Origin of the sequence: Duganella aquatilis (assembly GCF_009674565.1) — a bacterium.
GTDB lineage: Bacteria > Pseudomonadota > Gammaproteobacteria > Burkholderiales > Burkholderiaceae_D > Rugamonas > Rugamonas aquatilis.
In genome coordinates this window covers 142,463-162,765 of record NZ_WKJL01000014.1, presented here as the reverse complement: position 1 = coordinate 162,765, position 20,303 = coordinate 142,463, and the positions used below count along the sequence as shown (strand labels likewise).

The window sequence follows — 20,303 nt, the reverse complement described above, 5'->3', positions numbered from 1 at the left end:
CGGCAACCATTGAATCTTAGCAGGAGCTGCCGCGCACGGCTTATTTTTGCAACAGGGATTCGATGACGCCGGCCGAGCCGAACACCGAGCGGCGCAGGCGGTCGTTGACGCCCAGCCACGCCGCATCCTGCGGCGGTGTTTCCACCAGGATCAGGCCGGAGCCGGTCTGATCCATATCACGCAGCGCAGCATACAGGCCGTAGGCGTAGCCGGCCGGATCGGCCGGCAGCACGCGTTGCGCATCGGCCTCGACCGTGGCCGCATGGCGGATCACGGCCACCTTGACGCCCCTGGCGCGCAGTCGGGACAGCGTCTCGGCCAGCGACTCGGCCGCCAGCATGGTGACCGGCGTGCGCGGCGCGTAGTGCGATTCCAGCGTGCCGGAAGCGCGCGGCGCGGCCTGGTCCGGCGCGGCCGGCAGCATGCCGATCACGTCGGCGATCTGCTGCGCACTGATGTGGCCGGGACGCAGCAGCACCGGGCCGTGCGTGGCCAGGCGCGACATGTCGACGATGGTCGATTCGATGCCGACCTGGCTCGAACCGCCCTCCAGCACCACGCTCAGTTCGGCGGCCGAGCAGGCGATGCCGCCGCCGAGATCGCCGTCATCGTGCTGGTCCATGCCGAACTCGTCGCGCACGTGCCGGGCGGTGGTCGGGCTGACGTTGCCGAACTTGTTGGCCGACGGCGCCGCCACGCCGCCCTTGCCGCCTTTGAACGCTTGCAGCAAGGCGATGGCGACCGGATGCGACGGGCAGCGGATGCCGACCGAATCCTGGCCGGCGGAAACCGCGTCCGGAATCTGTGGATGGCGTTTCAGGATCAGGGTCAGCGGGCCGGGCCAGAAGGCCTGCACCAGCTGGCGCGCTTGCTCCGGCACCTCGGTGACCCAGTAGTCCAGATCGGCGCCGGGCGCGACGTGCACGATCACCGGATGGTCGTGCGGCCGGCCCTTGGCTTCGTAGATGCGCGCCACGGCGGCCGGATTTTCAGCGTCGGCGCCGAGGCCGTAGACGGTCTCGGTCGGAAACGCCACCAGCCCGCCCTGCTCCAGGATGGCCGCCGCCTCGGCGATGGCGGCCTGGCCGGCGACGCTTGCGGAAGGCTGCTGCTTCACGGCGCGATCCCGAGGATGGCGCAGGCGGCGTTCAGCTGCTGCTGCGCTTGCGCCAGGGTCGGCGCGACGAAGGTCAGGTGGCCCATCTTGCGTGCGCGGCGCGGATCGTCCTTGCCGTACAGGTGCAGATTGGCGCCCGGCAGCGCCAGGATTTCGTGCCACGCCGGCTCGCGCGTGGCGTCGCTGTCGTCGGTGAACCAGACGTCGCCCAGGATGTTCAGCATGACCGCCGGCGAATGCTGGCGCACGTCGCCCAGCGGCAGACGCGCCATGGCACGCACCTGCTGCGCGAACTGGCTGGTGACGCAGGCGTCCATGGTGTAGTGGCCGCTGTTGTGCGGACGCGGCGCCATTTCGTTGACCACCAGCGAACCGTCGGTCAGCACGAAGAATTCGATGCACAGCACGCCCACGTAGCCGAGCTCGGCCACGATGGCTTGCGCCGCCTGCTGCGCCTTCAGCGCGCTCTCGTCCGACACGTTCGGACCAGGCACGGTGGTGGTGAACAGGATGCCGTCGCGGTGCACGTTCTCGGCGATCGGGTAGACCACCGATTCGCCGTCGTGTCCGCGCGCGGTCAGCACGGACACCTCGTAGGCCAGCGGCAGCATTTTCTCCAGCAGGCAGGTGACCTTGCCCATCGATTCGAATGCGGCCTGCACATCGGCGCGCGATTTGACGCGCACCTGGCCCTTGCCGTCGTAGCCCATGCGCACGGTTTTCAGGATGCCCGGCAGCAGCTCGTCGCCGATGGCGTCGATATCTTCCTGCGCGGCGATCACCTTGTGCGGCGCCGGCAGCACGCCCGACTTCGGCGCGCAGCCGACGAAGAAGCTCTTCTCGGCGATGCGGTCCTGCGCCACCGACACGCCATGCGCGTTGGGCGCCACGAACACCGATTGCGCCAGGCGCGACAGGCTGTCCGCCGGGACGTTTTCAAACTCGGTGGTGACGGCGGCGCATTGCGCGGCCAGTGCATCGAGGCCGGCGGCATCACTGTAGCCGGCGTTGACCAGGCGCTGCGCGACCTGGCCGGCCGGGCAGGCGTCGGCCGGCTCCAGTACGGCAACCTGGTAACCCATGGCCTGCGCGGCCTGGGCAAACATGCGGCCCAGCTGGCCGCCGCCCATCACGCCCAGCCAGGCTGGAGGATGGGCGGCAGGCAGGATGGGCGAGAACTTCGTATCACTCATTTATTCAACCGGCAGTGTCATGGCCTTGGCGACCTCGGTTTGCGAAACGCGGAAGGCTTCCAGCTTCGCGGCCAGCGCGTCGTCGGTGGCCGCGATCATGGCCACCGCCGTCAGCGCCGCATTGGCGGCGCCCGCTTCGCCGATGGCGAAGGTGGAGACCGGCACGCCTTTCGGCATTTGCAGGATCGACAGCATGGAGTCTTCGCCGCGCAGGTATTTCGACGGCACCGGCACGCCCAGCACCGGCACGATGGTCATGGCGGCCACCATGCCCGGCAGGTGCGCCGCACCGCCGGCGCCGGCGATGATGGCGCGCAGGCCGCGTGCGCGCGCGCTCTTGGCATAGGCGTACATTTCGTCCGGCATGCGGTGGGCCGAGATCACTTGCGCTTCAAACGGCACGCCGAACTGCTTGAGGATGGCGACCGCGTTCGACATCACGTCCCAGTCCGAGGACGAGCCCATGATGACGCCAACCAGGGGTTTGTTATCGCTCATCGCTCAGGCCTTCAGCTTTTCGCCGGTCAGGCGTTCGATGGCTTCGAAATACTTGGCCTGGGTCTTGTTGATGACGTCGGCCGGCAGCGCTGGCGCCGGTGCGGTCTTGCCCCAGTCGGTCAGCGTTTCCAGGTAGTCGCGCACGAACTGCTTGTCGAACGACGGCGGCGAGATGCCGGTCGCATACGAATCGGCGGGCCAGAAGCGCGACGAGTCGGCGGTCAGCACTTCGTCCATCAGGTGCATGACGCCGTTGTCGTCCAGGCCGAATTCGAACTTGGTGTCGGCGATGATGATGCCGCGCGAAGCGGCGTATTCGGAGGCTTCGGTGTACAGCTTGATGGCGACATCGCGCATTTTGGCGGCCAGTTCGGCGCCGATGCGGCTTTCCATTTCCTCGAAGCTGATGTTTTCGTCGTGCTCGCCGAGGTCGGCCTTGGCCGCCGGCGTGAAGATCGGTTGCGGCAGTTTTTCCGCCTGCTTCAGGCCTGCCGGCAGCTGGATGCCGCAGATCGAACCGGTGGCCTGGTAGTCTTTCCAGCCCGAGCCGATGATGTAGCCGCGCACCACGGCTTCCACCATGATCGGCTTCAGGCGCTTGGCGACCACGGCGCGGCCCTGGACCTGCTCCACTTCGTCGGCGGCGACCACCGATTCCGGCGCCACGCCGGTCAGGTGGTTCGGCACGATGTGGCCCAGTTTCTCGAACCAGAAGTCGGTCATCTGGTTCAGCACCTTGCCCTTGCCGGGAATCGGTTCATTCATGACAACATCGAAAGCCGACAGGCGGTCGGAGGTGACGATGAGGATTTTGTCATCGCCGACAGCGTAGTTGTCGCGGACTTTGCCGTGGCCGAGGAGTGGCAGGGACTTGATGGAAGACTGGTAGAGGCTGTTCATAGCAGGGGAATGTAATGAAAAAGCAAAAACCGGCGATGGAGGAATGCTCGATCGCCGGTCGAAAGAGTCGGACTGGGCGCGAGGTCCAATCCGTTCCAAAACAGAATTTTACTTCACAATCTGGGCCAGCTCGCCGGCTTTGTAGCGCTCCGCCATTTTTTCCAGCGGAATTGCCTTGATTTTCGAAGCCTGGCCTTCGCAGCCGAAGGCCTGGAAACGGGCGCGAACGATTTGTTCGGCGGCGGCGCGGGCCGGCTTCAGGAAGTCGCGCGGGTCGAACTTCGAAGGGTTCTCGAACAGGAATTTACGGGTTGCGGCCGTCATCGCCAGGCGGATGTCGGTGTCGATGTTGATCTTGCGCACGCCGTGACGGATGCCTTCCTGGATTTCTTCCACCGGCACGCCGTAGGTTTCCTTCATGTCGCCGCCGAATTCGCGGATGATGGCCAGCAGTTCCTGCGGCACCGACGACGAACCGTGCATCACCAGGTGGGTGTTCGGGATGCGCGCGTGGATTTCCTTGATGCGGTCGATGGCCAGGATGTCGCCGGTCGGCTTGCGGGTGAACTTGTAGGCGCCGTGCGAGGTGCCGATGGCGATCGCCAGCGCGTCGCACTGGGTGCGCTGCACGAAGTCGGCGGCCTGGGCCACGTCGGTCAGCAGCTGTTCGCGGGTCATGGTGCCGTCGGCGCCGTGGCCGTCTTCCTTGTCGCCCTTCATGGTTTCCAGCGAACCGAGCACGCCCAGTTCGGCTTCCACCGTGACGCCGATGGCGTGCGAGAACTTGACCACTTCTTTCGACACGTCGACGTTGTATTCGTAGGAAGCGACCGACTTGCCGTCGGCTTCCAGCGAACCGTCCATCATCACCGAGCTGAAGCCCGAACGGATGGCGGCCATGCAGACCGCCGGCGACTGGCCGTGGTCCTGGTGCATGACGACCGGGATGTGCGGGTAGGCTTCGATGGCGGCGTCGATCAGGTGACGCAGGAAGGCTTCACCGGCGTACTTGCGGGCGCCGGCCGAGGCTTGCATGATGACCGGTGCGTTCAGCGCATCGGCGGCAGCCATGATGGCCTGCACTTGTTCCAGATTGTTGACGTTGAACGCAGGGATGCCATAGCCGTTTTCAGCAGCATGGTCCAGCAGTTGACGCATGGATACGAGGGACATGGTAAATCTCCAAACAATAAAAAACTGGTTGCCGGAGCCATGCCCTCGTCATACCTGCGAGGGCAGCACTGCCGGACTTGATTAACTAAATTCGCCGACCTTGACGATCTTCAGCGCATTGGTGCCGCCGACCTGGCCCATCGGCTCGCCCCAGGTCATGACGATCAGGTCGCCCTTCTTGACGATGCCGTGCTCGACCAGCAGATCTTCGGCCTGTTTCAGCACCGCGGCGCTGTCGCCTTGTTGAAGCAAATTGTATGCCTTCACGTTGCGATACAGCGCCGCCTTGCGCAAGGTGGTGGTGCTTGGCGTCAGCGCGTAAATCGGCGTATCGATGTTGTGACGGCTCATCCACAGCGCGGTCGAACCGGACTCGGTCAGCGCCACGATGGCCTTCACCGCCAGGTGGTGCGCGGTGAACAGCGCGCCGTAGGCGATCGACTGGTCGATGCGGGTGAAGGTGGCGTTGAGGAAGTCGGCGTCCAGCTTGTTGTACTCGGACTGCTCGGCTTCCACGCAAATGGCGGCCATCATTTCCACGGTTTCGATCGGATAGCGGCCCGATGCGGTCTCGGCCGACGTCATCACGGCGTCGGTGCCGTCCAGCACGGCGTTGGCCACGTCCGAGACTTCGGCACGGGTCGGCACGGCGTTGAAGATCATCGACTCCATCATCTGGGTCGCGGTGATCGCCAGCTTGTTCGACTCGCGCGCCATGCGGATCATGCGCTTCTGCAGCGCCGGCACGGCGGCGTTGCCCACTTCCACGGCCAGGTCGCCACGCGCCACCATGATGCCGTCCGAGGCGTCGAGGATCTCCTGCAGCAGCGGGATCGCTTCAGCGCGCTCGATCTTGGCGATCATCATCGGCTTGTGGCCGAACGGCTCGCCGGCGATGTTGGCCAGTTGGCGCGCCATTTCCATGTCGGTGGCGCTTTTCGGGAAGGAAATCGCCAGATAGTCGGCCTGGAAGCTCATGGCCGTCTTGATGTCTTCCATGTCCTTGGCGGTCAGCGCCGGCGCCGTCAGGCCGCCGCCCAGGCGGTTGATGCCCTTGTTGTTGGACAGCTCGCCGCCGATCTTGACCACGGTATAAATCTCGCTGCCCACCACTTTTTCCACCACCAGCACGATCAGGCCGTCGTTCAGCAGCAGCTGGTCGTCCGGACGCACGTCCTGCGGCAGCGCCTTGTAGTCGAGGCCGACGCGCTCCTGGTTGCCCAGTTCGCCGTTCTCGCCCCACTTGGCGTCGAGGATGAACTTGTCGCCCTTGGCCAGTTCGATCTTGCCGCTCTCAAACTTGCCGACGCGGATTTTCGGTCCCTGCATGTCCGCCATGATCGCCACTTCGCGGCCACATTCGGCGGCGGCTTCGCGCACCAGGCGGGCGCGGTCGATGTGGTCCTGCGCCTTGCCGTGCGAGAAATTCAGGCGTACGACATCCACACCGGCACGTATCATTTTGACCAGTACGTTGAAGTCGGTAGAAGCTGGGCCGATCGTGGCGACAATTTTGGTGCTACGAGACATAGTATTCCTTAGCGGTAGGTCATGCGAACAGTTCCCGCGCGGCGCGGAAACCAGGGTTTATTGTGGTTTGAACATCAAATCTGTAGGTTTGCTACAAATTTGATGCTCTCCCAAGGCATTACCTGGATTCTACTGTTAATTTGCTACAAAGCACGACCGTGCTATTTACTTACTTCGCAGCGCGCTGGGTCAGGATCTCGACCGCCGGCAGCACCTTACCTTCCAGGAACTCCAGGAAAGCGCCGCCGCCGGTGGAAATATAGCCCACCTGCTCGCTGATGTTGTACTTGGCAATCGCCGCCAGCGTGTCGCCGCCGCCGGCGATCGAAAACGCCTTGGACTGGGCGATGGCCAGCGCCAGCGTCTTGGTGCCTTCGCCGAACTGGTCGAACTCGAACACGCCGACCGGGCCGTTCCACACCACGGTGCCGGCGGCAGCGATCTGCGCGGCCAGCTGGGCGGCGGTCTTCGGACCGATATCCAGGATCATGTCGTCGTCGGCCACGTCCTTGACGTCCTTGACGGTGGCCGCGGCGGTGGGCGAGAACTCCTTGGCGCACACCACGTCGACCGGAATCGGCACCTGGGCGCCGCGCTTGGCCATGATGTCGATGATGGCCTTGGCTTCGTCGACCAGGTCGTTCTCGACCAGCGACTTGCCGATGTTCAGGCCGACCGCCTTCATGAAGGTGTTGGCGATGCCGCCGCCGACGATCAGGTTGTCGACCTTGTCGGCCAGCGCCTTCAGGATCGACAGCTTGGAGGACACTTTCGAGCCGGCGACAATCGCCAGCAGCGGGCGGGCCGGCGCGCCCAGCGCCTTGCCCAGCGCGTCCAGCTCGGCTGCCAGCAGCGGGCCGGCGGCCGCGACCGGCGCGAACTTGGCGATGCCGTGCGTCGAGGCTTCCGCGCGGTGGGCGGTGCCGAAGGCGTCATTGACGTAGATGTCGCACAAAGCAGCCATTTTTTGCGCCAGTTCGTCGCTGTTCTTTTTCTCGCCCTTGTTGACGCGGACGTTTTCCAGCAGCACCACCTGGCCGGCTTGCAGACCTTCCAGGCCGGCGCCGTCCACCCAGTTCTGCTTCAGCTCGACCGGCTGACCCAGCAGCTCGGACAGGCGCTTGGCGACCGGCGCCAGGCTGTCTTCCGGCTTGAACTCGCCTTCGGTCGGACGGCCCAGGTGGGACGTGACCATGACCTTGGCGCCAGCGGCAACGGCCGCCTTAATCGCTGGAACCGACGCGCGGATGCGGGTATCTTCGGTGATATTGCCGGCATCATCCTGCGGCACGTTCAGGTCGGCGCGGATGAAAACGCGTTTGCCCTGCAGTGCGTTTTGATCGATGAGGTCTTGCAGACGGATGAAGTTCAGAACAGCGGACATGGCTACCCAAGGTCGAGTTGTTGGAAGAGCGCTATTTTACCGCAAGCCGAACGTGATTTTTCTGTTATTAAGTTACAGAAATCAGCCTTAACACCGTGAAGAACACCATGCCGAAGACGATGGTTTCCAACATATTGCGCCGCAGCAAATAATAAATCGTCGCGACAATACCGGACACCAGTTTCAGATTGCTGGCGTCCAGCACTGGTTGGCCGTCCGCCGCCAGTATCAGGTCCGGCGCCACGATGGCCGCCAGCGCGCAGGCCGGCGCATAGCGCAGCATTTCCTGCACCCGCTTGGGAATGGTGATGTGGTGGCCGATCAGCCAGAACGCGCTGCGCGTGGTGGCGGTGGCCAGCGCCAGCACCCCGATCACCAGCCAGATTTCCCAGTCAGCCACGCTTGCTTCTCCATTTCTCGGCGGTTTCCTCAATCACCATGGCGCTCAGCATGCCGACCAGCACCGCCGTCAGCAGGCCCAGCTTGTACGGCAGGCCGTGCGCCAGCACCGACACCGCGCCCGCCACCAGCACGCCGCACAGCGCCGGCCGGCCCACCATCAGCGGGATCATCACGCAGATGATGGCCAGCGTGCCGGCAAAACTCAGGTTCCATTCCGGCGGCACGGCGCTGCCGAGGAAGATGCCGGCGATCGAACCGATCTGCCACGAGGCCCAGTTCGGATACAGCAAGCCCTTCAGGTAGGACAGCTTGCCAACCTGCGGCGCCGCCGACGGGTATTTTTGCAGGAACAGCGCCACCGTCATGTCGCCCGACACATAGCCCAGCGTCAGGCGCTGGCGCCACGGCAGGTGGGCGAAGTGCGGCGCCAGCAGCGCGGAAAAGATCACAAAACGCAGGTTGACCACCAGCGCGGTCAGGAAAATCACCCAGACCGGCGCGTCGGCGGCGATCAGCGGCAACGCGGCCAGCTGGGCCGAACCGGCAAACACCACCAGCGTCATGCCCAGCGCCTGCGGGATGGTCAGGCCGGACTTGACCATGGCGATGCCGACCACCAGGCCCCAGGCGCCGATGCCAAACAGCGAGGGCATGCCGGTCTTGACGCCTTCGCGCCAGGAGGGTTCGTGGTGGGCCGCGACGCATGGCGCCGGGGCGGTGCTGCTCGATTCAGTCATGGGATGGTTGTGGCATTCCTGCCACATGGCGGGCTGGACCGGGGTTGTAGAGGCGCTATTTTACCGACGATTTTTGCTGGATGCGCGAATCCGTTAAAATCGTGCTTTTCTCTTAGCCATCCGGAGCCACAAGAAATGACCAACCCAAACACCGCCGCCAATGCAGTTGAACTCGATGGCAAGGATCTGCCGGCCCACTGCCCCAACCCAGCCATGCCGCTGTGGTCGTCCCATCCGCGCGTGTTCCTGGAATTCGACGCCCACGGCGTGGCCAAGTGCCCGTACTGCGGCACCGCCTACAGCCTGAAGCCAGGCACCGTGGTCGGCCACCACTGATCCCGCCCGGCCGCCCCCATGCCATCCAAGAAAACCCACAACGGCAGCGCCGCTGAAACCGAAGCGGCCTTTTACGACGCCCTCAACCGCGCCGACCTGGAAGCTTTGATGGCCCTGTGGGCGGACGACGACGAGATCGTCTGCGTGCATCCGGGCGGCGTGCGGCTGATCGGCCACGCGGCGATCCGCGCCTCCTGGGCCGCAATCCTGGAGCACGGCGGGCTGCACATCCTGCCGTCGCAGCTGCACGAGACGCATACGCTGATGAGTTCGGTCCACACGGTGATCGAAGGCATCACCGCCGCCAGCGGCGATCCGGCGCACCTGGTCGCCACCAATGTGTACGCGAAAACGCCGAAAGGCTGGCGCATCGTGCTGCACCATGTTTCGATGGCGCCCGGCCCGGCGCCGATGGATACCCACAGCCAGATCCTGCATTAATTCCGGCCGTGAAGTACACCGCACCATTCTGGCTGCCCAGCGGCCACCTGCAAACCATTTATCCGGCGCTGGCCATCCGCAAGCCGCCGGTGCGCTTCCGCCGCGAGCGCTGGGATGCGCCGGACGGTGATTTCATCGATGTCGATTTTGTCGACGGCCAGCCGGGCCAGCCCTTCGTGGTGCTGTTCCACGGCCTGGAGGGCTCGTCCGACAGCCACTACGCGCGCGCCTTGATGGCGGCCGTGCAGGCGCGCGGCTGGTCCGGCGCGGTGCCGCACTTCCGCGGCTGCTCCGGCGAAGCCAACCGCGCACCGCGCTTCTACCATTCCGGCGACGCCGCCGAAATCGACTGGATCATCCGCCGCCTGCACGCGCGCCGCGCGGCCGCCGGCGAGTGCGGCAAGTTCTACGCCACCGGCGTTTCGCTGGGCGGCAATGCGCTGCTGCGCTGGCTAGGCGAATCGCAGCAGCAGGCCGAATTCGTCAACGCGGCCTGCGCCGTGTCGGCGCCGCTGGACCTGGCGCAAGGCGGCGCCTCGCTGTCGAGCGGCCTGAACATGGTCTACACGCGCATGTTCCTGCAAACGCTGAAACCGAAGTGCGTAGCCAAACTACAGCAGTTCCCCGGCCTGTTCGACCTCGACGCCTTGCATGCGGCGCGCGACCTGTACGCCTTCGACAATGTGGTCACCGCGCCGCTGCACGGCTACCGCGACACCGACGACTACTGGAACCGCGCCAGCGCCAAGCACGTCCTCAACGACATCACCGTGCCGACGCTGGTACTGAACGCGAAGAACGATCCCTTCCTGCCGGGCCGTCATCTGCCGCAGCGTGCGTCGTCGCGCGTGGTATTGGACTATCCTGAGCACGGCGGCCATGTCGGCTTTGCCGTCGGCGGCGTGCCGGGCCAGATCAGCTGGCTGCCGCAGCGCCTGATCCACTTCCTGGAGCAACATGGATGACATCGTCAAACAGGCACTGGCCAAATGGCCCAATGTGCCGCACTGCTACGGCTGGCTGGCGCTCGACGCGCGCGGCAACTGGCGCATGCGCGACGAACGCGCGCAGCATCTCCACCTGCCCGGCGACAAGCTGACCAACGCCGCGCTGGTCGCCTTCATCACGCGCAACTACGCGGCCGACGAGCGCGGCTGCTGGTATTTCCAGAACGGGCCGCAGCGCGTCTACGTGCAATTGGAAGCCACGCCCTACATCGTGCGCACCGACCCAGCGGCCGGCTGGCTGCTGCACACCGGCGCGCCGCTGGGCACGCTCGACGCGGCGCTGCTGACCGACACCGGCGCGCTGGTGCTGCGCAGCGGTGAGGTGGTCGCGCAGCTGGACGATCGCGACTTCACCCACGTGCTGCCGCGGCTGCGCATGAACGATGCACCGGTGGCCGATGAGGTGCTGCTGGATTGGATAGCCGGCCGCGCGCAAGGCGCGCTGAGCCTGGACGGCGTGGCGGTGGAGCGCATCGCCGCCGGTCAGCTGGCGGCGCGTTTCGGCTACGTCAGCGTACCGACGTCGGCGCCGGCGACATAGGATCGGTGGCCTGGCGGATGCGGTCGAACGGACTGGTGTAGGTATTGAAGCCGTTGTCCTTTGCATCCTTCTCGGACGACTTCATTTCCAGCTTGAACGCCGGGCTGGCGTTGGCCATATCCTTCTTGCCCTTGTCGCCCATTTCCTCGCGGCGGCGCGCCTGCCACTCGCGCTCGCGCGCATCGATCAGCGACTGGTCGTAGAACGAGGCGTCCGGCGCCTTGCGCGCGTAGCCCAGCTGGTCCAGCGCCGCCATCACGCCGCCCTGCAGGTTGTACGACTCCGCCAGCGCGATGTGCTGCAAGGCCAGCTTGCCCTGCTTGGAATACACCTGCGCCAGCAAATCGTAGGCCTCGATATCTTCGCGGTACAGCTGCACCTGGTCGCGCAGGTAGGCGCCGGCTTCGTCCAGCTTGCCGGCCGCCAGCAGCGCCTCGCCGTATTGATGGGCGATGCCGCGCGACAGCGGGAATTTCAGATGCGCCGCGTCGGCCTCTTCGACGGCCTTGGCCAGCACTTCCTTGTTGTCCGGCTGCGCCAGCTTGATCTCGATCGACGTCGCGGCAAAAATCGATTCCGCCTTGCTGCGCGGCGACGCGCCGAACACGCCGGTCGGCGGCGGCCGGTTGACGGTTTCGCGCGCCTGCTCCAGCCACTTCTGCGCGGCGGCGGTGTCGCCCTGCTTCATGGTCAGGAACGCCATGCCGTACTGGCCGGCGGCCTTCTGCTGCCAGCTGTCCTGCGTGATCTGCGTCTGGAAGAACATCCTGGCCTCGGCATAGCCGCTGGTGGTCTGGTCCTGCAACACGCGGGCGCGCGAACGCACCAGGAAAAAGTCCAGGCTGTCCTGGCGCTGCTTGTACGGCTGCTCGCGGATGCGCGCCTGGATGTCGGCGATGCGTTCGGTGGTCAGCGGGTGGGTCAGCAGCCAGGCCGGCACCAGGTCGCTGTAATTGCGCGTGGAATTTTGCATCTGCTGGAAGAAGGCCACCATGCCGGTGGTGTCGAAGCCAGCCTCGCCCATGATCTGGAAACCGATGCGGTCGGCTTCGCGCTCGGCGTCGCGACCAAAGTTCAGCTGCCGCTGGATGGCGATGCCCTGGCCGCCGAGGAACACGCCCATGGCCGCATCGCCGCCGGCGCGCGAGGCCAGCGCCGCCAGAATCATGGCCGCCAGCGGAATCAGCGCATCCTGCTTCTGTTGGCCGATGGAGCGGGCGATGTGGCGCTGTACCACGTGGCCGATCTCGTGGCCCAGCACCGAGGCCAGTTGCGACTCATTTTCTGCCGCCAGCAGCAGCGCCGAGTGCACGGCGATGAAGCCGCCCGGCAGCGCGAACGCATTCAGCTGCGGATCGCGCACGACGAAGAAGAAATAATCGTACTTGGCCTCGCCGCGCGCGCCGGGACGGGCGTCCACCAGCGCGTTGCCGAAGGTGTTCATGTATTCGAGGATGGGGCCGTCGTCGAGGTAATCGCGGTCGCGGCGGATGTCGCGCATGATCTCCTCGCCCAGCTTGCGCTCCATCAGCGGCGACAAGTCCTGGCTCTCGGTGCCGCCGAGCGCAGGGAGGTTGGGGATTTTGGCTGGCGCGAGCGCGTTCTGCGCCATCGCCATCGGCATGGCCATCAGCAGCGCTGCAGCGACGGCGCGCATGCGCCCGGAGTAAGAGGAACGTTTTGCATTCACGGTGATATGATACCCGCAACTTGGGCACGAAAACTTAGTGCCACATTATGAATCATTTTAAGCCGCAACCATGACTACCGATCACCTGACCCACTTCGACGCCACCGGACAAGCCCACATGGTGGACGTTGGCGCCAAGGCGGAGACCCACCGCATCGCCCTGGCCAGCGGCTCGATCCGCATGAAGCCGGAGACCCTGGCCATCATCCTGAGCGGCACCGCCAAGAAAGGCGACGTGCTGGGCATCGCCCGCATCGCCGCCATCATGGCCTCCAAGCGCACCAGCGACCTGATCCCCCTGTGCCACCCGCTGGCCCTGACCCGCGTGGCGGTGGACTTCGAAACCGACGAAGCCAACGCCACCGTCCACTGCAAGGCGCAAGTGGAAACCTACGGCAAGACCGGGGTGGAGATGGAAGCACTCACTGCGGTGCAGATCGGCTTGCTGACTGTGTACGATATGTGCAAAGCGGTTGATCGCGGCATGGTCATGAGCGATATCCGCGTCACGGAAAAGCACGGCGGCAAGTCGGGCGACTGGAGCGCGACGAGCTAATCCTGAACCACATGCGGTGGCTCATAGCGCATTTTCAATATAAGCGCAGACTGTCAGTTCGCATCTGCATGTGAGGAGCCAGTCATGAAACGGGATAAGACAAATTGGACATGTCTACTTCCAAATGCTGTGCACGTCCAAGCCGTCATGCGACCGTTGACGGTAGAACAGCTGGAACAACAGGATAAAGCACTACTGGCAGCATTTGGGATTTTGAAGGGGAAAGGCATCTTTCCCGAAGATACACTCGATTATCAACGTGAAGTGCGGGCAGAAGATAGCGCTATTTGATAGCAATATCCTGATAGACGCTTTGAACGGCGTCCCTCAAGCGCTTGCAGAGACTCGCATCCGCCTAATTTCACTTCCCGACGCGATTATCCAAGCCGCCGCGAACATTACCGGCTATCTGCTCGTAACGCGAAATCGCAAAGATTTTCGTGGAACGAATCTTCGTTGCCCGTATGAACTGCAAAATGGCCGCGTTTTCAACGTTGCGCCACCTCCCGCCGCTGTATGACCGATCGGCAATGTGTTGTATTGCTCGATTGTCACAATTCGTTAGCGCGCATATAATTAATGTCGCAGGAACAATTTTTTGACGGTGTTGTCACCGTAGCCGTTTTGCGCATATAGAAAGATTTGCATGAGCAGCAACCCTCCGCCAAGCGAAGCCAAAACTCAGGAATACGAGTTTGAGCAAATGAACCTGCAAGTAGGCGGCAGGATACAGTTCATCACGCACCGTACCATCAAACCGGTTCAGCACTTCTCCACCCTGATCGGCTGGGTCAAGGACGATTACATGATCGTCAAGGTGCCGTTCGAGAACAATGCGCCGATCGCGCTCAATGAAGGGGACAAGCTGACAATCCGGGTGTTTTCCGGCGTGAACGTATGTTCGTTCTCGTGCGTGGTGCAGCGCGTGTTCCCGCGTCCGCTGTTTTATGCGCACCTGACTTTCCCGAAGTCGATCCAGGGCACCAGCCTGCGCGCGGCAATGCGGGTCAAGGTGGATATTCCGGCGCAGATCACTACCGCGTCCGGCAGCCACACCTCGGTGTTCCTGGTGAACCTGAGCGTATCCGGGGCGTTGATCGAGTCGCCCAAGCAGTTGACGGATGGCGACGCGCAGGTCGGGCTGTCGTTCTATCTGATCGCGCAGCCGGGCAACCGGCAGGTGCGCGTCAATCCGAATGCGACGATCCGGAATATCAATGTGGTCAAGCCGGCGGCCAGCGACAAGCCGGAGGTGTTCACCTACGGCGTGCAGTTTGTCGATCTCGATCCGGTCCATTACACCATGCTGCAGAACCTGACCTACGAAGCGCTGATCGCCGACCGCCAGAAGATCGTTTGAGCGGACGAAAAAAAACCCGGCAAATGCCGGGTTTTTGATTGAAGCCGAAGAATTAAGGTGCAGCAGTGCTGTTTTTCAGGATTGCATCTTTGGCAGCGGTATTGGTGGTAACGTTGGTGGTAATGGTCCAGGTAACCCCGGTGGCACCGATATTAGGGGCGAAGGTCATGGTTTGGCCATCGACACCGCTACCAACGCCAGTATTGAACGTTGCCACGATCGAACCGTCAGTCACCGTAACACCGCTGACTTCTTTGGTGGCAGTGAAGGCGGTTGGAATGCCTTTGCCATTATCTGCAGTGCTGCTGCAGCCAGTCGCGGAGTTGCCATTTTCCTGAATGCACAGTGCGACAGCGGTTTTGTACGGATCAACTGCCGACATGGCGTTGCCGATTTTGGCTTTGGTGGTGTAGTTGCTGTACTGCGGAATCGCGACAGCGGCCAGGATGCCGATAATGGCAACCACGATCATCAGCTCGATCAGGGTAAAGCCGGCCTGTGCTTGTTTCTTCATCATTTTCATCGATTTCATGGTACGGCTCCTCAGGGTGTGAATGCATTGTTGGGTGACACATCTCCCTTAGTGCAATTGGTGTGCCAGCTTGTTTTTGCTCAAATTTTCAGCAAATCAGTGCAAAAACTGCCGTTTTTTGTCAGTCCGGACCGCCGGAATTTGTCAGCACAGCGTCGATTGACAAAAATTGTCAGGCGACGCGGAAGGTCATCTGGGTGCCGCTGAGATCGAGAACATCGCCGTCGCTGAGACGCTCGGCGCTCTGCTTGTCCACCGGCGTGCCGTTCAGCAGCGGCGCGGCCTCGCCTTCGGTATGCGTCATGGTGTAGAACAGCGGATGCCGATGGATCACCACCACCTGCACGCCGGCCCGGCCCAGCGTGGTCTGCGGCTTGGTCAGAGCGACGTGCTTGCCGGCGTTGCTGCCGTTCAGGATGGACAGTTCGGCCAGCACCGGCTGCGCCGCGGCCAGCGGGCGGATGCCGTCCGCCACAAACGTCAGCTGGAATTTGGCGATCTTGATGAGATCCTGGTGCTGCAGGAAATGCTTGCCGATGCGGTGGCCGTTGACGAAAGTGCCGTTGGTGCTGTGCAGGTCTTCCAGGAAGGAATCATCCAGGATGGTGACGATGGCGGCGTGCTCGGCGCTGACGGCCGGATGCGTCAGCACGATGTCGTTGCGCGGGTGACGGCCCAGCGTCATGCGCTCCTTGCTCAACTGGATTTGCTGCTCTAGTGCTCCATCGCGCGCGATGAGGATCTTCGCCAATCTGGTCTCCAGCAAAAATAAAGGGGAGCACGATGGCTCCCCTTTATTATTCCACAACTAGGCGGACGAAAATTACAGCATTGCTTTCAGCAGGCGTGCCATTTCCGATGGGTTTTTGGTCACGGTGATGCCGCAAGCTTCCATGATTTCCAGTTTGGCTTGTGCGGTGTCCGCGCCGCCCGAGATCAGCGCGCCGGCGTGGCCCATGCGCTTGCCTGGAGGAGCGGTAACGCCGGCGATGAAGCCAACCACCGGTTTCTTCATGTTGTCTTTGATCCAACGGGCTGCATTGGCTTCGTCCGGACCGCCGATTTCGCCGATCATGATGACCGCGTCGGTATCAGGATCTTCGTTGAACATGCGCATCACGTCGATGTGCTTCAGACCGTTGATCGGGTCGCCGCCGATACCAACTGCCGACGATTGGCCCAGGCCCAGTGCGGTCAGCTGACCCACTGCTTCATAGGTCAGGGTGCCCGAACGCGACACCACGCCGATACGGCCTTTCTTGTGGATGTGGCCTGGCATGATGCCGATCTTGATTTCGTCTGGGGTGATCAGACCTGGGCAGTTAGGGCCCAGCAGCAGGGTTTTCGAACCCGCTTTGGCCATGCGGTCTTTGACTTCCATCATGTCGCGCACTGGGATGCCTTCGGTGATGCAAATCGCCAGATCCAGTTCAGCTTCAACAGCTTCCCAGATGGCGGCAGCGGCGCCTGCTGGCGGCACGTAGATGACCGACACGGTGGCGCCGGTTTCCGAGGCAGCTTCTTTCACCGAACCGAAAATTGGGATGCCTTCGAAATCTTCGCCGGCTTTCTTCGGGTTCACGCCAGCAACGAAGGCGTTTTTGCCGTTCGCGTAGTCGCGGCACATGCGGGTGTGGAACTGGCCGGTTTTACCGGTGATACCCTGGGTGATGACTTTGGTGTCTTTGTTGATCAGAATAGACATATCGGTTCCTTAATTATTTACCAGCAGCGGCTGCAACAACGCTCTTAGCTGCATCTTCCATGGTGTCGGCAGCGATGATCGGCAGGCCGGAGTCCGCCAGCATTTTCTTGCCCAGGTCTTCGTTGGTGCCCTTCATGCGGACCACCAGCGGTACTTGCAGCGAAACTGCTTTCGATGCGGTGATCACGCCTTCGGCGATCACGTCGCAACGCATGATGCCGCCGAAGATGTTGACCAGGATGGCTTTCAGGCCTGGGTTTTTCAACATGATCTTGAAGGCTTCGGTCACTTTCTCGGCCGTGGCGCCACCGCCGACGTCCAGGAAGTTGGCAGGCTCGCCGCCGAACAGCTTGATGGTGTCCATGGTGGCCATGGCCAGGCCGGCGCCGTTCACCAGGCAGCCGATGTTGCCGTCCAGCGAGATGTAGGCCAGGTCGAATTTCGATGCTTCCACTTCCGCTGGATCTTCTTCGTCCAGATCGCGGTAAGCGACGATTTCCGGTTGACGGAACAGCGCGTTGGCGTCGAAGTTGAACTTGGCGTCCAGGGCGATGATCTTGCCCGAACCGGTGACGATCAGCGGGTTGATTTCGGCCAGCGACGCGTCGGTTTCCCAGTAGGCTTTGTACAGGCCTTTCAGGTTGGTGACGGCGTCGGCGATCGAGCCTTCCGGCACGCCGATTTTGGCGGCGATGGAAGCGGCGTCAGCGTCGGTCAGGCCGACCGCTGGATCGATGGCGATCGAGTGGATTTTTTCTGGGTGGGACTCGGCAACTTCTTCGATGTCCATGCCGCCTTCCGACGAGGCCATCAGCACAACGCGCTGGGTCACGCGGTCGGTGACCAGCGATACGTACAGTTCTTTCTTGATGTCCGCGCCTTCTTCGATCAGCAGGCGGCGTACTTTCTGGCCTTCCGGGCCGGTCTGGTGGGTCACCAGCTGCATGCCCATGATCTGGTCAGCGTATTCTTTGACTTGTTCCAGCGACTTGGCCACTTTCACGCCGCCGCCTTTGCCACGGCCACCGGCGTGGATCTGTGCTTTCACAACCCAGACTGGGCCGCCCAAGGTTTCAGCAGCTTTCACTGCCTCTTCTACGGTCAGGCACGGAATGCCGCGCGGTACCGTCACTCCGTATTTTCGGAGGATTTCTTTGCCTTGATACTCATGGATTTTCATGCTGGCTTCCCTTCTGATGCTGATGTGTATAAATCGGTTGAATGATTAAGCAGATAATGTTGCTACGCGCTACCCGGTGCTGCTTTGTCCACAGAGCGCGGGTAAAACTTCGCCGCTGCGCCGCTAAGCAGGCACAGAGCTTGGAATTCTGGGGAGTGAAACGATGGTTGATGCAGAGGGGTGCCGCCAATAGTCCGCACACCATCCCGGTCCGGGATAGCGGTTGCGCGCGAGGACCGCAGCGCACGTCGGATAACTGGAGTTAACAAGGACATAAGATCGATACCGCTCTCGCGGCATTTAATTAGTTAGCAGCCTGGCGCATTTTCTCTTACTAAAAATGCACGTTGCCGCAGCTTCTACGGACAACCACCGCACCCGCGGTGCTGCAAAAACCCGCAAAGTTTAGCACACCCCGCACCGGGTGGATACTCACTCGTCGAGATCCGCGCCTTTGATGACTTTTTGGACCGTGCGTTGGGAGAAGCCGCGCTGCAACAGAAAGCGGATTTGCTTATGTCGTTCTTGTGGATCGTTTGCCACGATGCCGAACTTGCGCTGCCAGATTTCGCTGGCGCGCGCGATTTCGGTATCGGCGAGATTGGATTTGAGTTCCTGCAGCGCGTCACCATTGACGCCGTGGCTTTGCAGCTCGGCGACGATGCGGCTGTTGCCGTACCGGGCGGCACGGCGGTGGATCAGCGATTCGGAGAAGCGTTCCTGCGACAGCCAGTTGTTCTTTTCCAGCAGGTCGAGCAGGGCGTCGAGATCGTCGCCCTCCTCCGCGTACTTGGACAGCTTGCGCGCCAGCTCCAGCCGGCTGTGCTCGCGCATGGAGAGAAAGCGCAGCGCGCGCGCTTTCAGACTCAGTTGCGGCTGGCGCATCACTTAGGCAGCGTCAGCCTCGGGCTTGGCTGGCTTCAGCTTGACGACGGTGTTGTCGACGGCCAGTGGCGGCAGCGCGCGCACGCCCAGCGATTCGCGCACCTTGTTTTCGATTTCCCACGCCAGCTCCGGACGCTCCTGCAGGAAGATGCGCGCATTGTCCTTGCCCTGGCCGACGCGTTCGCCGTTATAGCTGTACCACGAACCCGATTTCTCGACGATCTTGGCTTCCACGCCCAGGTCCAGGATCTCGCCTTCGCGCGAAGTGCCGGCGCCGTACAGGATGTCGAAGTGCGCTTCCTTGAACGGCGGCGCGATCTTGTTCTTGACGACCTTGACCTTGGTTTCGTTGCCGATCACCTCGTCGCCCGACTTGATCGAGCCGGTGCGGCGGATGTCCAGGCGCACCGAAGCGTAGAACTTCAGCGCGTTACCGCCGGTGGTGGTTTCCGGCGAACCGAACATCACGCCGATCTTCATGCGGATCTGGTTGATGAAGATGACCAGGGTATTGGTGCGGTTGATCGAACCGGTCAGCTTGCGCAGCGCTTGCGACATCAGGCGGGCTTGCAGGCCTGGCAGCGAGTCGCCCATGTCGCCTTCGATCTCGGCGCGTGGCGTCAGCGCGGCGACCGAGTCGACCACCACCATGTCCACCGAACCGGAACGGACCAGCGCGTCGCAGATTTCCAGCGCTTGTTCGCCGGTGTCCGGCTGCGAGATCAGCAGTTCGTGCAGGTTGACGCCCAATTTTTGGGCATAGCCGACGTCCAGCGCGTGCTCGGCGTCGATAAAGGCGCAGGTGCCGCCCAGTTTTTGCATTTCCGCGATGGTTTGCAGGGTCAGCGTGGTTTTACCCGACGACTCCGGACCGTAGATTTCCACCACGCGGCCGCGCGGCAGGCCGCCGACGCCCAGCGCCACGTCCAGGCCCAGGGAGCCGGTCGACACGACCTGGACTTCCTCGATCGGCGCACTGGCGTCCATGCGCATGACGGAGCCTTTACCGAATTGCTTTTCGATCTGGGCCAGCGCAGCAGCCAGCGCCTTGGCTTTTTCAGATGCAGGTACTACGCCTTTTTTGTCGTCCATAATGTGCTTTCAGCCAGTTAGGTTGTTCAATACAGGTAGCACTG

General features: G+C 62.7%; 23 protein-coding genes. 7 read left to right on the top strand and 16 right to left on the bottom strand.

Annotated features, from left to right (window positions below; translation table 11 throughout):
* Positions 1 to 40 precede the first annotated feature (40 nt).
* The 9 genes from GJ698_RS19055 to GJ698_RS19015 form a co-directional block, all read right to left on the bottom strand.
* On the bottom strand, positions 41 to 1,117 hold the full coding sequence (locus tag GJ698_RS19055) for an L-threonylcarbamoyladenylate synthase (protein WP_371865380.1): 1,077 nt from the start codon (positions 1,115 to 1,117) through the stop codon (positions 41 to 43).
* Positions 1,114 to 2,310: a 5-(carboxyamino)imidazole ribonucleotide synthase gene (locus tag GJ698_RS19050; RefSeq protein WP_154359433.1), complete on the bottom strand. Its 1,197-nt coding sequence runs from the start codon at positions 2,308 to 2,310 to the stop codon at positions 1,114 to 1,116. The genes GJ698_RS19055 and GJ698_RS19050 overlap by 4 nt, the downstream gene beginning before the upstream one ends.
* Positions 2,311 to 2,808: a 5-(carboxyamino)imidazole ribonucleotide mutase gene (gene purE, locus GJ698_RS19045; protein ID WP_154359432.1), complete on the bottom strand. Its 498-nt coding sequence runs from the start codon at positions 2,806 to 2,808 to the stop codon at positions 2,311 to 2,313. It abuts the gene before it with no gap.
* Between the two features lie 3 nt (positions 2,809 to 2,811).
* Positions 2,812 to 3,708 (bottom strand): phosphoribosylaminoimidazolesuccinocarboxamide synthase, encoded by an 897-nt coding sequence (locus GJ698_RS19040; RefSeq protein WP_154359431.1) that lies wholly within the window; start codon positions 3,706 to 3,708, stop codon positions 2,812 to 2,814.
* A gap of 108 nt (positions 3,709 to 3,816) precedes the next feature.
* Positions 3,817 to 4,881, bottom strand: a complete 1,065-nt coding sequence (gene fba, locus GJ698_RS19035) for a class II fructose-bisphosphate aldolase (protein WP_154359430.1) — start codon at positions 4,879 to 4,881, stop codon at positions 3,817 to 3,819.
* 81 nt (positions 4,882 to 4,962) lie between these two features.
* On the bottom strand, positions 4,963 to 6,411 hold the full coding sequence (pyk, locus tag GJ698_RS19030; RefSeq protein WP_154359429.1) for a pyruvate kinase: 1,449 nt from the start codon (positions 6,409 to 6,411) through the stop codon (positions 4,963 to 4,965).
* Between the two features lie 169 nt (positions 6,412 to 6,580).
* Positions 6,581 to 7,795 carry a phosphoglycerate kinase gene (locus GJ698_RS19025; RefSeq protein ID WP_154359428.1) on the bottom strand — a complete coding sequence of 405 codons (1,215 nt, stop codon included), beginning with the start codon at positions 7,793 to 7,795 and terminating at the stop codon, positions 6,581 to 6,583.
* A gap of 67 nt (positions 7,796 to 7,862) precedes the next feature.
* A complete protein-coding gene (locus GJ698_RS19020) occupies positions 7,863 to 8,195 on the bottom strand; it encodes an AzlD domain-containing protein (RefSeq protein WP_371865379.1) in 333 nt (110 codons plus the stop codon).
* Positions 8,188 to 8,934 (bottom strand): AzlC family ABC transporter permease, encoded by a 747-nt coding sequence (locus GJ698_RS19015; protein ID WP_154359426.1) that lies wholly within the window; start codon positions 8,932 to 8,934, stop codon positions 8,188 to 8,190. Before GJ698_RS19015 ends, GJ698_RS19020 begins: the two co-directional genes overlap by 8 nt.
* Positions 8,935 to 9,069: 135 nt before the next feature.
* On the opposite strand from GJ698_RS19015, the gene GJ698_RS19010 reads away from it, so the two are divergent.
* The 4 genes from GJ698_RS19010 to GJ698_RS18995 are packed head-to-tail and all read left to right on the top strand — an operon-like array spanning position 9,070 to position 11,259.
* Complete coding sequence (locus GJ698_RS19010; protein ID WP_154359425.1) at positions 9,070 to 9,270, top strand: zinc-finger domain-containing protein; 201 nt, start codon at positions 9,070 to 9,072, stop codon at positions 9,268 to 9,270.
* Between the two features lie 18 nt (positions 9,271 to 9,288).
* Positions 9,289 to 9,711: a YybH family protein gene (locus tag GJ698_RS19005; RefSeq protein ID WP_154359424.1), complete on the top strand. Its 423-nt coding sequence runs from the start codon at positions 9,289 to 9,291 to the stop codon at positions 9,709 to 9,711.
* Between the two features lie 8 nt (positions 9,712 to 9,719).
* The gene (locus tag GJ698_RS19000) at positions 9,720 to 10,676 is read left to right on the top strand and encodes a YheT family hydrolase (protein WP_371865378.1); all 957 of its coding nucleotides are present in this window, start codon (positions 9,720 to 9,722) and stop codon (positions 10,674 to 10,676) included.
* Positions 10,669 to 11,259, top strand: coding sequence for a DUF2946 family protein (locus GJ698_RS18995; RefSeq protein WP_154359423.1), 591 nt, complete (start codon positions 10,669 to 10,671; stop codon positions 11,257 to 11,259). Before GJ698_RS19000 ends, GJ698_RS18995 begins: the two co-directional genes overlap by 8 nt.
* Here the strand turns inward: GJ698_RS18995 and GJ698_RS18990 are convergent.
* The gene (locus GJ698_RS18990; RefSeq protein ID WP_154359422.1) at positions 11,228 to 12,916 is read right to left on the bottom strand and encodes a beta-barrel assembly-enhancing protease; all 1,689 of its coding nucleotides are present in this window, start codon (positions 12,914 to 12,916) and stop codon (positions 11,228 to 11,230) included. The two genes, GJ698_RS18995 and GJ698_RS18990, sit on opposite strands and share 32 nt — an antisense overlap.
* Before the next feature lie 103 nt (positions 12,917 to 13,019).
* On the opposite strand from GJ698_RS18990, the gene moaC reads away from it, so the two are divergent.
* The 3 genes from moaC to GJ698_RS18975 all read left to right on the top strand — a co-directional run bounded on the left by moaC (position 13,020) and on the right by GJ698_RS18975 (position 14,865).
* The gene (gene moaC / locus GJ698_RS18985) at positions 13,020 to 13,505 is read left to right on the top strand and encodes a cyclic pyranopterin monophosphate synthase MoaC (RefSeq protein WP_154359421.1); all 486 of its coding nucleotides are present in this window, start codon (positions 13,020 to 13,022) and stop codon (positions 13,503 to 13,505) included.
* Positions 13,506 to 13,589: 84 nt separating this feature from the next.
* Positions 13,590 to 13,796: a hypothetical protein gene (locus GJ698_RS18980; RefSeq protein WP_154359420.1), complete on the top strand. Its 207-nt coding sequence runs from the start codon at positions 13,590 to 13,592 to the stop codon at positions 13,794 to 13,796.
* 412 nt (positions 13,797 to 14,208) lie between these two features.
* Complete coding sequence (locus GJ698_RS18975) at positions 14,209 to 14,865, top strand: flagellar brake protein (RefSeq protein WP_307766661.1); 657 nt, start codon at positions 14,209 to 14,211, stop codon at positions 14,863 to 14,865.
* Positions 14,866 to 14,917: 52 nt separating this feature from the next.
* Here the strand turns inward: GJ698_RS18975 and GJ698_RS18970 are convergent, their stop codons facing one another.
* The 6 genes from GJ698_RS18970 to recA all read right to left on the bottom strand — a co-directional run bounded on the left by GJ698_RS18970 (position 14,918) and on the right by recA (position 20,259).
* Positions 14,918 to 15,388, bottom strand: coding sequence for a pilin (locus tag GJ698_RS18970; protein ID WP_371865383.1), 471 nt, complete (start codon positions 15,386 to 15,388; stop codon positions 14,918 to 14,920).
* Positions 15,389 to 15,569: 181 nt separating this feature from the next.
* Entirely contained in the window at positions 15,570 to 16,148 is a 579-nt protein-coding gene (locus GJ698_RS18965) for an FHA domain-containing protein (RefSeq protein ID WP_154359417.1), read from the bottom strand.
* A gap of 72 nt (positions 16,149 to 16,220) precedes the next feature.
* A complete protein-coding gene (gene sucD, locus GJ698_RS18960) occupies positions 16,221 to 17,102 on the bottom strand; it encodes a succinate--CoA ligase subunit alpha (protein WP_154359416.1) in 882 nt (293 codons plus the stop codon).
* Positions 17,103 to 17,115: 13 nt separating this feature from the next.
* Entirely contained in the window at positions 17,116 to 18,282 is a 1,167-nt protein-coding gene (gene sucC / locus GJ698_RS18955; protein WP_154359415.1) for an ADP-forming succinate--CoA ligase subunit beta, read from the bottom strand.
* Positions 18,283 to 18,714: 432 nt separating this feature from the next.
* Positions 18,715 to 19,167 carry a recombination regulator RecX gene (recX, locus tag GJ698_RS18950; RefSeq protein ID WP_154359414.1) on the bottom strand — a complete coding sequence of 151 codons (453 nt, stop codon included), beginning with the start codon at positions 19,165 to 19,167 and terminating at the stop codon, positions 18,715 to 18,717.
* 3 nt (positions 19,168 to 19,170) lie between these two features.
* Complete coding sequence (gene recA, locus GJ698_RS18945; RefSeq protein WP_154359413.1) at positions 19,171 to 20,259, bottom strand: recombinase RecA; 1,089 nt, start codon at positions 20,257 to 20,259, stop codon at positions 19,171 to 19,173.
* Positions 20,260 to 20,303 lie beyond the last annotated feature (44 nt).

What these genes read in the sequence shown, in the direction of transcription:
- GJ698_RS19050 (WP_154359433.1), bottom strand. Translation starts at nt 2,310, where the DNA reads ATGAGTGATACGAAGTTCTCGCCCATCCTGCCTGCCGCCCATCCTCCA.
- purE (WP_154359432.1), bottom strand. Translation starts at nt 2,808, where the DNA reads ATGAGCGATAACAAACCCCTGGTTGGCGTCATCATGGGCTCGTCCTCG.
- GJ698_RS19040 (WP_154359431.1), bottom strand. Translation starts at nt 3,708, where the DNA reads ATGAACAGCCTCTACCAGTCTTCCATCAAGTCCCTGCCACTCCTCGGC.
- fba (WP_154359430.1), bottom strand. Translation starts at nt 4,881, where the DNA reads ATGTCCCTCGTATCCATGCGTCAACTGCTGGACCATGCTGCTGAAAAC.
- pyk (WP_154359429.1), bottom strand. Translation starts at nt 6,411, where the DNA reads ATGTCTCGTAGCACCAAAATTGTCGCCACGATCGGCCCAGCTTCTACC.
- GJ698_RS19025 (WP_154359428.1), bottom strand. Translation starts at nt 7,795, where the DNA reads ATGTCCGCTGTTCTGAACTTCATCCGTCTGCAAGACCTCATCGATCAA.
- GJ698_RS19015 (WP_154359426.1), bottom strand. Translation starts at nt 8,934, where the DNA reads ATGACTGAATCGAGCAGCACCGCCCCGGCGCCATGCGTCGCGGCCCAC.
- GJ698_RS19010 (WP_154359425.1), top strand. Translation starts at nt 9,070, where the DNA reads ATGACCAACCCAAACACCGCCGCCAATGCAGTTGAACTCGATGGCAAG.
- GJ698_RS19005 (WP_154359424.1), top strand. Translation starts at nt 9,289, where the DNA reads ATGCCATCCAAGAAAACCCACAACGGCAGCGCCGCTGAAACCGAAGCG.
- GJ698_RS18995 (WP_154359423.1), top strand. Translation starts at nt 10,669, where the DNA reads ATGGATGACATCGTCAAACAGGCACTGGCCAAATGGCCCAATGTGCCG.
- GJ698_RS18990 (WP_154359422.1), bottom strand. Translation starts at nt 12,916, where the DNA reads ATGCGCGCCGTCGCTGCAGCGCTGCTGATGGCCATGCCGATGGCGATG.
- moaC (WP_154359421.1), top strand. Translation starts at nt 13,020, where the DNA reads ATGACTACCGATCACCTGACCCACTTCGACGCCACCGGACAAGCCCAC.
- GJ698_RS18980 (WP_154359420.1), top strand. Translation starts at nt 13,590, where the DNA reads ATGAAACGGGATAAGACAAATTGGACATGTCTACTTCCAAATGCTGTG.
- GJ698_RS18975 (WP_307766661.1), top strand. Translation starts at nt 14,209, where the DNA reads ATGAACCTGCAAGTAGGCGGCAGGATACAGTTCATCACGCACCGTACC.
- GJ698_RS18970 (WP_371865383.1), bottom strand. Translation starts at nt 15,388, where the DNA reads ATGAAAATGATGAAGAAACAAGCACAGGCCGGCTTTACCCTGATCGAG.
- sucD (WP_154359416.1), bottom strand. Translation starts at nt 17,102, where the DNA reads ATGTCTATTCTGATCAACAAAGACACCAAAGTCATCACCCAGGGTATC.
- sucC (WP_154359415.1), bottom strand. Translation starts at nt 18,282, where the DNA reads ATGAAAATCCATGAGTATCAAGGCAAAGAAATCCTCCGAAAATACGGA.
- recX (WP_154359414.1), bottom strand. Translation starts at nt 19,167, where the DNA reads ATGCGCCAGCCGCAACTGAGTCTGAAAGCGCGCGCGCTGCGCTTTCTC.
- recA (WP_154359413.1), bottom strand. Translation starts at nt 20,259, where the DNA reads ATGGACGACAAAAAAGGCGTAGTACCTGCATCTGAAAAAGCCAAGGCG.